9 protein-coding genes and 1 pseudogene are annotated in these 11,836 nt (G+C 62.5%); all 10 read left to right on the forward strand.

Annotated features, from left to right (window positions below; all coding sequences use genetic code 11):
* Window positions 1-56: 56 nt before the first annotated feature.
* The gene (locus WCE37_RS03155) at window positions 57-1,475 is read left to right on the forward strand and encodes an O-antigen ligase family protein (protein ID WP_343278095.1); all 1,419 of its coding nucleotides are present in this window, start codon (window positions 57-59) and stop codon (window positions 1,473-1,475) included.
* A complete protein-coding gene (gene tviB / locus WCE37_RS03160) occupies window positions 1,468-2,751 on the forward strand; it encodes a Vi polysaccharide biosynthesis UDP-N-acetylglucosamine C-6 dehydrogenase TviB (protein WP_343278096.1) in 1,284 nt (427 codons plus the stop codon). The genes WCE37_RS03155 and tviB overlap by 8 nt, the downstream gene beginning before the upstream one ends.
* Window positions 2,748-4,709 carry an acyltransferase family protein gene (locus WCE37_RS03165; protein WP_343278097.1) on the forward strand — a complete coding sequence of 654 codons (1,962 nt, stop codon included), beginning with the start codon at window positions 2,748-2,750 and terminating at the stop codon, window positions 4,707-4,709. The genes tviB and WCE37_RS03165 overlap by 4 nt, the downstream gene beginning before the upstream one ends.
* A gap of 2 nt (window positions 4,710-4,711) precedes the next feature.
* Window positions 4,712-6,223, forward strand: coding sequence for a lipopolysaccharide biosynthesis protein (locus tag WCE37_RS03170; RefSeq protein WP_343278098.1), 1,512 nt, complete (start codon window positions 4,712-4,714; stop codon window positions 6,221-6,223).
* Window positions 6,220-7,353 carry a glycosyltransferase family 4 protein gene (locus tag WCE37_RS03175; RefSeq protein WP_343278099.1) on the forward strand — a complete coding sequence of 378 codons (1,134 nt, stop codon included), beginning with the start codon at window positions 6,220-6,222 and terminating at the stop codon, window positions 7,351-7,353. The genes WCE37_RS03170 and WCE37_RS03175 overlap by 4 nt, the downstream gene beginning before the upstream one ends.
* Window positions 7,350-8,525 carry a glycosyltransferase family 4 protein gene (locus tag WCE37_RS03180; RefSeq protein WP_343278100.1) on the forward strand — a complete coding sequence of 392 codons (1,176 nt, stop codon included), beginning with the start codon at window positions 7,350-7,352 and terminating at the stop codon, window positions 8,523-8,525. The genes WCE37_RS03175 and WCE37_RS03180 overlap by 4 nt, the downstream gene beginning before the upstream one ends.
* Complete coding sequence (locus WCE37_RS03185; protein ID WP_343278101.1) at window positions 8,522-9,484, forward strand: glycosyltransferase family 2 protein; 963 nt, start codon at window positions 8,522-8,524, stop codon at window positions 9,482-9,484. Before WCE37_RS03180 ends, WCE37_RS03185 begins: the two co-directional genes overlap by 4 nt.
* A complete protein-coding gene (locus WCE37_RS03190) occupies window positions 9,469-10,581 on the forward strand; it encodes an EpsG family protein (protein ID WP_343278102.1) in 1,113 nt (370 codons plus the stop codon). Before WCE37_RS03185 ends, WCE37_RS03190 begins: the two co-directional genes overlap by 16 nt.
* On the forward strand, window positions 10,581-11,546 hold the full coding sequence (locus tag WCE37_RS03195; RefSeq protein WP_343278103.1) for a glycosyltransferase family A protein: 966 nt from the start codon (window positions 10,581-10,583) through the stop codon (window positions 11,544-11,546). The genes WCE37_RS03190 and WCE37_RS03195 overlap by 1 nt, the downstream gene beginning before the upstream one ends.
* A gap of 73 nt (window positions 11,547-11,619) precedes the next feature.
* A pseudogene (locus WCE37_RS03200) lies at window positions 11,620-11,772 on the forward strand (sugar phosphate nucleotidyltransferase); the annotation flags it as partial.
* Window positions 11,773-11,836 lie beyond the last annotated feature (64 nt).

Below are 11,836 nucleotides of genomic sequence, written 5' to 3' on the forward strand. Positions count from 1 at the left end.
GTTGCACTGCGGGACGGGTAACCCCCGTCCCGTTTTCGTTTCCAGGGGCGCAACACATGCACGGCGCAGCGGCCGACGCACACCAGCACCAGCACGCAGACAGGCCCGCACGCGCGGGGCTGGTGGCCGCATGCGCGCTGCTGGTGCTGTGCATGATGTCCGGCGGCAGCTCGCAGGAGTCGGGCACCGGCACCTTCATCGCCCAGCTGCTTGCGCTGCCGCTGCTGGCCTGGGCCGGCTGGCTGCTGCTGAAGCGCCCCGCCGGCGCGGTGCAGCTCGCCTGGCTGGCCTTTGCCGCCGCGCTGGTCGCCATTCCCCTGCTGCAGGCCGTGCTGCCCGCCGCCGTGGCCGGTGGCGAGGGCAGGGCGGCCCTTGTGCAGGACCTGGCGCTGTTCGGCGTCGATGCCCCCGCGCACTGGAGCCTGGCCCCGGCCGCCACCCGCGCCGCGGGCTTCCAGCTGCTGCCGGCCCTGGCCATCTTCGCCATGGCGCTGGCCCTGCCGCGCGCCGCCCACCGCCGCTTGGCGCAGCTGATCGTGGTGCTGGCCGTGGCCAGCCTGCTGCTGGGCGTGGCCCAGCTTGGTGCCCCTCAGGAAAGCCCGCTCAACCCGTATCCGCAATGGTCCGCGGCCATGAACGGCTTCTTCGCCAACCCGAACCACCAGGCCACCCTGCTGGTGGTTGCGGCCACGCTGGCCTGCGCGCGCCTGGCGATGGTGGCCGGCGCCTGGCCGCCCGGCCGCCCGCACCGCCTGATGCACGGCACCGTGGCCGCGCTGGTGATGCTGCTGGCCGCCGTAGCTCTGCCTCTGACCGGCTCGCGCGCCGGCGTGGTGCTGATCATCCTGGCCTGCGCCCTGGTGGTGGCCGCGCACTGGCCCGCCTGGCGCGGCGGCACCCGCAGTCGCGTTGCACTTGCCGCGAGTCTTGCCGTGGCCGCCTTGGCCCTGTTCCTGGCCCTGCGCTGGATGCAGGTCGAAGCCATTGATGAACTCCGCGGTCCCCTGCGCGCGCTCACCGGCGAGATCGCCGCGCGCTTCGCGCCCATGGGCGCCGGCGTTGGCAGCTACGTGCCCGTGTTCGAGCAGGAAGCCCCGCGCGACCTGCTGATGGGCGAATACATCAACCACGCCCATAACGAATACGCGCAGTGGTGGCTCGAGGCCGGCGTGCCCGCGCTGATCGCCATGCTGCTGGGCGCCGCGGCCTTGGCACTCACCTTGCTTGGACTGCTGCGGCAGCCGGCGCAGATGCGCGGGCTGGGGATTACCGCGCTGGTGGCGCTGGCGGCGATACTGGCGCACTCGCTGGTGGACTATCCCCTGCGCACCCCGGCCATGCTGGCCGTGGCGGCGGCGCTGGCGGGCATCGCCGCGGCGCAGGCCGCAGGCAGCGACAAGGGACGTTCAAGGGCGAAGGTCCAGCGCACCTCGCGGGACGCGCCAATCATGCAAAGGACAGGATTCAATGAGTGATTTTCCGACGCCGCAGGACACCCGCATCGCCGTGGTGGGCCTGGGCTACGTAGGCCTGCCGCTGGCCGTGGAGTTCGGCAAGCAGTACGACACCGTGGGCTTCGACATCAACGCCGCGCGCGTTGAAGAGCTGCGCACCGGCCGCGATGCCACGCTGGAAGTGGAGCCGGAGCTGCTGGCCGAGGCCACGCGCCTCACGTTCACCAGCGAGGCCGACGGCATCGCCGCCTGCAACGTCTACATCGTCACCGTGCCCACGCCGATCGACAGCGCCCGCCGCCCGGACCTGACCCCGCTGCGCAAGGCCAGCGAAACCCTGGGCAAAGTGCTGAAGCCCGGCGATACCGTGGTGTACGAAAGCACCGTCTACCCCGGCTGCACCGAAGAAGTCTGCGTGCCGATCCTGGAGCAGGTGAGCGGGCTGAAGTTCAACGTCGACTTTTTCAGCGGCTACAGCCCTGAGCGCATCAACCCCGGCGACAAGCAGCACCGCGTCACCACCATCATGAAGGTGACCTCCGGCTCCACGCCGGCCGCCGCGGACTTCGTGGATGCGCTGTACGCCAGCGTCATCACCGCCGGCACCCACAAGGCCAGCAGCATCAAGGTGGCCGAGGCCGCCAAGGTGATCGAGAACACCCAGCGCGACCTCAATATCGCCTTGGTCAACGACTTGGCCATCCTGTTCAACAAGCTGGGCATCGACACGCTGGAAGTGCTGGAAGCCGCCGGCACCAAGTGGAACTTCCTGCCGTTCCGTCCCGGCCTGGTGGGCGGGCACTGCATCAGCGTGGATCCGTACTACCTCACGCACAAGGCGCAGGAAGTGGGGCACCACCCGGACGTGATCCTGGCAGGGCGGCGCACCAACGACGGCATGGGTGCGTACGTGGCGGGCGAAGTGATCAGGCTGATGGTGCGCAACGGGATCAACCCCGTGCGCGCGCGCATTCTGATCCTGGGGCTGGCGTTCAAGGAGAACTGCCCGGACCTGCGGAATACGCGGGTGGTGGACATTATTGGCGCGCTGCAGGGTTACAACGCGCGCGTGGATGTGTGCGACCCGTGGGTGGATGCCGCCGAGGCCAAGCATGAGTACGGGCTGTCGCTGTGCAAGCCGGGCGAGGGCGAGTACGACGCGATCATCGTGGCGGTCGGGCACGAGGAGTTTCGGAAGCTGGGTGCGGCGGGGATCCGCGCGCATGGCAAGCCGGGGGCGGTGCTGTATGACGTGAAGTATGTGTTGCCGCGGGAAGCGGTGGACGGTCGTTTGTGACCACGGTCGAATCTGCGCACCTGAGGGCACCCGTCCCACCCAACAGCAATTATCGTCCTGACATTGATGGCCTGCGGGCGATCGCAGTCATGGCCGTTGTCCTGCACCACCTTTCGGCGAAGTGGGTGCCAGGAGGGTTCATCGGCGTGGATGTGTTTTTCGTGATCTCGGGCTATCTGATCACGAAGATCATCTCCCGCGAGATCGCGGACGGCACGTTCACCTTCGCGCGGTTCTACGAGCGGCGCATCCGCCGCCTGTTTCCAGCGCTGTTCACCGTGCTGGCCTTCGTGCTGGTGGTGGGCTGGTTCGTCCTGTTGCCCAGCGATTACCTGGCCACCTTGCGCGGATCGGCGGCCACGCTCCTGTTCTCCGCCAACATCCTGTTCTGGCACGTACAGACCGACTACTTCGCGGCTGACGCCAAACTCAATCCACTGCTGCACATGTGGTCGCTGGGCGTGGAGGAACAGTTCTACCTCGTGTTCCCGGTGGTGCTGCTGCTAATCCATCGTTGGATGCCGCGATGGGTCGTGGCGACCATGCTGGCCGGGTTCGGCCTGTCGTTGGCGCTGTCGATCGTGTTCACGCCCACCAGCTTCGTGGCGTCCTATTTCCTGCTGCCGACCCGGGCTTGGGAGCTGCTGGCGGGCGGCCTGCTGGCCGTGATCCCGATGCGTCAGCCGGGGCGATACTGGCGGGAGCTGTTGGCATTGGCAGCCATGCTGGCGATCTTGGTCCCGGCATTCCAGTACACGCAGCAGACCCCATTTCCGGGCCATGCGGCCCTGCTTCCCGTGCTGGGCACAGCTGCCCTCATCTGGCTGGGGGGGGGGGTCCCCACGGCCGTCAGCAGGCTTCTACAGCTTCGGCCCGTCGTCTACATAGGGCTCATTTCGTACTCGCTGTACCTGTGGCATTGGCCACTGATCGTGTTCGCACGGTTCCAGAACGGCTTGCAGCCGTTGGACGAATGGCTCTTTATGCTGTTGGCGCTGTCGATTGCGGTGGCAGCATTGAGCCATCGCTTTATCGAGAAGCCGTTTCGCGCCGGCGCGGCGCAACGTCGGTCGAAAGTCTTCGCGGCCGCGGGCGTGGCGATGGCTGCGCTTCTTTCCGTTTCCGTCCTGGGCAACCAGCAGCAGGGATTCGAAAGCCGGGTGAGCGCGGAGGTCCTGGCGCTGGATCGTCAGCGCAGGCCGGACATTCCATTTATCCATTGCGACGGAAAGCTGGAGGGGTGTCCCATCGGCAGCCAAGAGCGCCAGACGGTTGGCAAAAAAATCGTGTTCTTGGGTGATAGCCACATGCTTGCCTGGGCACCGGCCATCGACAAGATCCTGAAGGATCGCGGCGTTGCGGGAACGCTTGTTGTGACTTCATCCTGCCCCCCTCTTGTCGGCGTGGCAAATGACATGTTTCCGGCCTGTGAAAAGCAGAACCTCCAATTGGCCGCCCGCATGCGCAGTTTTGATGCTGTTGTTATGACTGCGGCTTGGAACGCATATGAAGACAAAGTCAATAACGGCCGAGTTCGTTTCGGAAGTAGCACGACGGGCATACTAACGGCTGGTCTTCCCCGGACAACAGGAGCGTTGTTGGACCAAGGAGTTGATGTGTACTTGATCGGACCTGTACCGACGTACGAGTTGAGTGTTCCCTACATGTATGCCACTCAAGCAATGAGTGGCCAGTTCGATACCGGTGGGAAGTCAGTGGTGGAACATTTCATCCAGAGTCAGGAGTTTTTCTCTGTAGCCAGGGGGCTTCCAGCTTCAGTGAAGGTTATTGATCCCGCCGAATGGATCTGTACGCCGAACTGTGTGGTGGGCCAGGCATCCGAGGTGTTCTATCGTGACGATGATCACCTGAGCATCTCCGGCGCAGTCTATTTCTCGAACCGACTCGGCGACGCATTGGCGGCGCTGTTCACGACAGAGCCGACCTCAAGAAACTAAATGTGACTATCGGCCGTTCTAACGAAGAGCTTGCCCATGTGGATTCCTCCAAAGTTGGATCCTTGGCACGCAAGGGCGCCGTCTGGTCGGTGATCCAGATCGTCGTGCGCAATGTAGTGAGCATTGGCTCGACGGCGATGCTGGCGCGCCTGCTGGCGCCGGACGACTACGGCCTGATTGGAATGGTGGCGACGCTCACGGCGCTGCTGTTGGTGTTCTCCGACATGGGCCTGAGCTGGGCCACGATCCAGCGCCGCGAGCTTACGCAAGCGCAGGTCAGCAACCTGTTCTGGATCAACGTCGGGGCCGGCTTGGCGCTTTGGCTTGCCTGCAGCGTGGTTGCGCCCGTGATGGCCCAATTCTACGAGCGGGAAGAGTTGCGACTGGTGACGATGGTGCTGGGCGCCAGCTTCCTGGTCGGTGGCTTGTCAGTGCAGCCATTCGCGCTGCTCAAGCGGCGCATGGATTTCCGCACGGTCGCCCGTATCGAGATTGCCGCGGGCGTGGTGGCCGCCGTCACTGCGATTGCATGCGCGCTTGCCGGGCTCGGGTACTGGGCATTGGTGATTCAGGGTTTGGCTGGACAGCTGGCGCGCGCCGCACTGTCGATTCCGGCAAGCCGCATCCGACTGCAGGCGCCTGCCAAAGACAGCGGAACGCGGAGCATGGTTGGCTTTGGTGGATTGTTGGCCGTCAATGGCTTGCTGATCTATCTGTCCCGCAACCTCGACAGCGTGATGATCGGAAAGGTTTGGGGGACAGAGCAACTCGGCTACTACGATCGGGCCTACTTTCTTATGCTGCTGCCCAGCATGCTGGCGACTGGTGCATTGGCAAACCTCATGGTGCCGTCACTGTCTGCGCTGCAGGATGAGCGCGAACGGTTCGGAGATGCCTACCGCCGCGCATTGCGGATGGTGGCCTTTGTCGGGTGTCCGATGGCCGCCGGATTGGCTTTGGTGGCACCGGAAGCAGTCCGGCTCGTCTACGGTGAGAAGTGGTTGCCGGTCGTGCCCATTCTGGTATGGCTTTCACTGGCGGGAATTACACAGCCCATCTACAACACGACTGGCTGGCTGTTCACAGCTGCAGGCAAGGCGAAGCTCTACTTCGCAGTTACGCTGCTCAATGCTATTGCTTTGACTATCGCCTTCTACTGGGGGGTAAAGAAGGGAGCGGTAGGAGTGGCGATGGCGTACGGGGTAACAATGGGCCTCGTCTTGCTTTGGCCGGCGATGTGGGTCGCACACAGGGCGGCAGGCCTGCGGCTGATTCAGTCCGTCAAAGAATTGTTGCCGATCATGGTTGCAGTTGCAGGAATGGGGGTGGCCGCAGTGCTTGCTGGAAAGTTCGCCGAACAGGCGCAACTTGGTTGGGGCTGGGTGTTGTCCGCAAAGATCGTTGTGGGGGTGCTTGTTTACGGTTTGTTGGCGTCCGTTCTGCTCAGCCAAGTGCTCCGGCGTGACCTGTATCCAATGCTGCCTGCGAGATTGAGGAAGGGTCAGTCGGCATGAAGATCGTGTATCTGGCCAGTGTTGATGTTTCGGAGTTCAACGCTCCGGCAAATCACGTCAAGGAATGCGCATGCGTCATGTCGAAGCAGCACGACGTGACGCTCATATCTGCCCGCAGGCGGATCCTCCAGAGCCATCCTCTTGTGGACGGTGTTACCCATATCCCCATTGCTTTTCCGGGGATCAATGGGGGGTGGCGGTACTTCGAGAGGCGCGTATCCTGGATTCTGAAAAGGTCAGGATGCGGAGCAGGCGACGTTGTCTACCTCAGAACTTCACCGTCTCGGATCATTGCCCGCGCCCTGAGCGGTATGACGTGCACCAAAGTGATGGAAGTAAACGGTCTTGAGGTGTCTGCACATCCGAACTTCAAAGACATGATGGATGCTGCGGATATTGTGCTGGTGGGGACGGAGTCGACGAGGAAAGGTCTCGTTGAGATGTTTCCTTTTTCTGGTCACAAAGCCCTCATTCACTCGAACATTGGACTTGATGGAGCTCATTTCCGCCCGAAGGATAAGATTCGCGCTAGAAGGTTCTTGGGTTTGCGTGAGGACGCTAAGCTGGCCCTTCACGTTTCTGGTTTTCAGCCGCATCATGACTATGACACGCTGCTTCGCGCGGCTGAATCAATCTCGAGGGACAATCCGGCCTTCCAGTTGATCCTCGTGGGTGATGGTGAACGTCAGGGCGAAATCAAGGCGTCTGCCTCGGGGTTGATCCGGAGTGGCGCAGTGCAATTTTCCGGTGCAGTGGCAGTTGAGCAGTTGTCGAACTACATCGCCGCAGCCGACGTGTGCATCAATGCGATGACGATGGAGAAGCTGGGTCATGGCAACGGCAACGCACAGAAAACGATGGAGTACTTGGCTTGTGTCCGGCCGGTGATCGAAACGGTTGACGCGGCACAGGATGTTCCCTCATGGCTTTCGGAGCATGCGATGTGCGTTCCGCCCCACAACGTCCCGGTCATGGTCGATGCGATCCAGTGCGTGATGGAGCAGCCGATCCTGTGGGAGCAGAAGGCCGCGTCGGCGCGGGACATGCTGTTGCGCACCCATTCATGGGACGCGGTCGTTGGCAATACGCTGTCGATGATTGAGCGTGTGCGGCCGGCGAGGAAGCAATGAGCAAGCTCGTCCTGCTCGGCTACGACTATCCCCCCAACGACGGCGGCATCAGCCGCCTGTCGGCGTCGCTGGTGGAGGGCCTTGCGCGCGAAGGGCAGTCGGTCGAGGTGTTGACCCTGCACAATGACGACCGCGTCGGCCCGGCGCGGCCGCAGGTGCCGACCACGCCGGTGCCGCGCAGCGGCTGGCGGCGCGATCTGGCCACGCTGCGATTCATCCTGCGCCAGCCGCGCGATGCCGCGCTGGTGGCGGCGGTGTGGAATCCCGAGGGCACGCTCGCTTGGCTCGCCGGGCGTTCGCGCCAGCTGTGGGTGATGGCGCACGGCAATGAGGTCATGCCGTATCCGCCGGGCCTGCGTTTTACGTTCAAGCGCTGGTTGCGCAGACGGATGCTGGCGTCGGCGCGGGTCGTGGTGTGCAACAGCCGCTACACCGAGCGGCTGGTTAACGCGGCCTCTCCGCAGGCGCGCACCGTTGCCATTCCGCTGGGCGTGGATGCGCAACGCTTCCAGAGCCCTCTGGGCCAGGCTGAGGCGCGCGCGCGTTTCGGACTGCCGCAGCAGGAGCGCGTGGTGCTGAGCGTGTCGCGGCTCAATGCACACAAGGGGCACGACACGGTATTGCGGGCATTAGCCGCATTGCCGATTGCCGAGCGTAATAGGGTCTGTTACGTGATAGCCGGAAGAGGCAAGCATGCTGCGAATCTTCAAGCGTTTGCAGCTGAGCTTGGCGTTGATGAACATGTCCGTTGGTTAGGGTATGTCAGGGAAGATGAACTGCCCATGCTTTACGCTGCGGCAGATCTATTTGCGCTTTGTTCGCGAGAGGATCAGCGCGAGCGCGGAGTGGAAGGCTTCGGCCTGGCGTTCCTGGAAGCGCAGGCGGCCGGCGTGCCGGTGCTGGGCACTCGCGCCGGCGGTATCCCGGACGCCGTGGAAGACGGGCGCGGTGGTTGGCTGGTAGCACAGGACGATGTGGCCGCGGTGCGCGATCATCTGGCGCGGCTGGTGGCGGCGCCAGCGCTGTTTGCGGCGCAGGGACTGGCCGCGCGCAAGCGTGCCGAAACCGAATGTGGCTGGGGCATCTACGTGGACAGGTTCCGTGCTGTTCTTGGGCAGCGTCCGGCAGTAGCCGGCGGGCCACAAGAGAATCGACAGGAGTCAAGGCAATGACCGTGGCAACCGCCAGCAATGGCGTCGACACTTCCGGATCCCGGCCCAGCGGCGTGTCGGTCGTGATCCCGACGATCAACCGAGCCGAGGTGCTGGTGGATACGGTGAAGGACCTGCTGGCGCAGGACTTCGACCGTTACGAAATCATCGTGGTCGATCAGTCCGACGAGACCAACCAGGCCGTTGTTGAGCTGCTGCGCGAAAGCCCGGTACCGGCCCGGTACTTCAAGGCCGACAACTTCCGCGGCCTGCCGCAGGCCCGCAACTTCGGCTGGCAGCAGGCGCGGCACGACATCGTGCTCTACATCGACGACGACATCCGCACCACCCGCACCTTCGTGTCCACGCACTACGACACGTTCTGCAGGACCGGCGCGATGATGGTGGCCGGTGGCATCGACGAGGCCAAGGGCGACCATCCCACCAGCCATTCGCCGGGTTCGTTTAACTGGTGGACCGGCACCGCGGTGCGGAACTTCAGCGTCGACCAGCCCGGATGGTGCCTCCATGCGCCAGGCGGGAACTTTGCGGTGCGTCGCGACGTGCTTTCCGGTGTTGGCGGCCTGGATGAAGTGCTCAGCATCGGCGCGGCGCTCTACGAGGAATCGGAACTCGCCTTGCGCATGCAGGCCGCGGGTCATCGCACCTGGTTCGAACCAGCGGCCCGCCTCACCCATCTTGCCGCCCCCATGGGCGGCTGCCGCGTGCAGCGCGACGTGCCGCGCTACATGCACGGACTGGCGCACAACCGCGGCATCCTGATCTTCCGCCACCTCAAGCCTTGGCACCGGCCCACCGCGATCGCGCGGCTGCTGCTGTTGGGCCTGTCCTACAGCCGCGCGGACCGCTCTCTGCGGCCGCTCAAGTCCACATTTGCCGGCCTGGCTGCCGGCCGCAAGGCCGCGGCCCGGCCACCGGTCAAGAGCGAACTTCGGGCGACGGAATGCACTTCCTCCTGATCCCCATCATCGTGCTGAGCGCGATGTTCGTGCTGCACTACCACCAGCAGGATCGCAGGACCGGGAATGCCGGGCTGGTCGTCGTGTCCGGTATCACCATGCTGGTGTTGTTCCTGGCGATGCTGTTTCGGCCAGTGGCAGGCGATGGCTGGCGCTATTACCAGTACTTCCTGTCGATCAGGAATGTCGACTTCTTGGGGATGCTGCAGGACGAACAAAGCGATCTCCTGTGGAAGCTGCTCAACTGGTTTACCGGCCAGGCCGGCGAAAGCAATCTCTGGCTGTTCGGCACCACCCTGGTCCTGTACTTCGGCGGGTTCGTCTGGGCCCTGCGCCGCCTGCTGCCGCCGGCACAGGTGGCCGCGCTGCTCATGTGCTATGCCGCCTATCCCTTCTTCATTGCCTATGGCGCCAACGGCCTGCGCCAGGGGCTTGCGCTGGTGTGCATGCTGATGGCGCTGGTGCAGTTCAACCGGGGCAAGCGCAGCGGCTGGCTGTGGCTGCTGCCAATTCCGTTCTGGCACGGTGGCTCGGTGATCGGCGCGATCGTGGTTGCGGTATTCCAGTTGATGAACCGCTGGGTCCCACGGGAGCGCTCGCGCTGGGCCCTCGTCCTATCGGTGTATGGTTTTTCAATCCTGCTGTCACTGACCGGCTTGAACGCCGCCATCCTCGGCCAGCTCCCCGACGTGTTCGACATCGAAGCCCGGCACCAGGTCTACTTCATGGATCCATCCCAGATGGGCGTGGCCTACCGCACCGGCTTCCGCCCCGACTTCGCCTTGTTCTCCCTGCTGCCCTTGATCAGTGCCTTTCTGCTGCGCAGGAACCGTGAGATGTTCAGCTTCAGCGCATCGGGCTGGTGGCTGGCCGTGTACCTGAGCTTGAACACTGTCTACCACCTGTTCTCATTCGCACCCTTCGCCGACCGCTTCTCGAGTTTTTCCTGGTTCCTGTTACCGCTGGTCCTGTTCCTGCAAGTCCGCGATGCCCAAAATCGTTGGCTTCGCTCGTTGTTCATCGTCGGTATTTCAACGATTAACGTCCTGATGTTGCAGGTCTATACCGGGAATTTCATTCCGCCCTTGGAGTGGTGATGGGAACACGGCGCTACACTTCAGAGGAATACAAGAGTGGGATTATCGATTTGCATGGGGTTGGTGGACATCCGCTGATCACTGTATTCACGCCAACCTGGAATAGGGCGCATCTGCTCTCGCGAGCCTTTGATTCGCTTCTGATCCAGTCGAAAAAGAATTTTGAATGGATTATCTATGACGATGGCTCTACAGATGAGACTGAGCAGGTAGTTCGGGGCTGGCTCGATCGCGCTGACTTCAGGATTCACTATATAAAATCCAAGAATCGAGGCAAAGCTGCAGCCATGAATGCCGGGGCTGAATTGGCGAATGGGGAACTGTTTCTGGTTCTTGACAGTGACGACGCTGCTAGCAGTAACGCGATGGAAAAGTTCGATCAAGTCTGGCGCGACTTGGCTGATACGGGTTTGCGAGATCGCTATGCGGGCATGTCAGCGCTAAAGGCCACATTTGATGGTGTTTTGGTTGGGGACGGTTATGAGTTACTGGAGAGAGCTCAGGCGTCATATATCGAGCGCAGCAATCTTGGAGTCGCTGGAGACAAATGGGAAATCATTCGAACTGACCTGGTGCGGGCGCATCCATATCCCTTGGCGAGCGGAGAAAGGTATATGGCTCCTAGCTATTCTTGGCTGGTCATTGCCCGTCACCACCTAACGGCTTTTATTAATGAGCCGCTTGGGCTCATTGAATATCAAGCTGATGGCATTTCGGCAAATAACATCAGAAACAGAGTTAATAGCCCGGTGAGCACCTATAGATACTATAGCGAGTTTTATGGTGACCGTCGTTTCAGATTTCGTTGCAGGCTCAATTTTACGGCGAATATGAATCGATTCGCATTGCATGGTGGGGGCAAACTCGTCGTTTGGGATTTCATGGCGCTTGTTCTGTTGCCGGTTTCGTGCGCCTTTTACTTGATCGATCGGTTTCGCCTTCGCTCGATTCTTGGGCCGAAGTAATCAATAGAAGCACGGATTTGTTCATGGTTGATGTGTGCTTATTGTTCCCCGACAGTGACCGCTTTTCGAGACGGTGTTGATAATGATTCCAGTGATCTTGTCAGGCGGGTCGGGTACCCGCCTGTGGCCCTTGTCGCGCGAAGACTTCCCAAAGCAGTTTTTGCCGTTGGTGGGCACGACCTCCATGCTGCAGGCAACGTGGCAGCGGGTCGCGGGGGTGGAGGGGGGGGGGGGGGGGGGTGTGGTCGGCGCGGGACAACCATTCCCGGCCGCTAAGCAAATCCGCCCGA

The sequence above is a fragment of the Luteimonas sp. MJ250 genome (genome assembly GCF_039548455.1).
Taxonomy (GTDB): Bacteria; Pseudomonadota; Gammaproteobacteria; order Xanthomonadales; family Xanthomonadaceae; genus Luteimonas.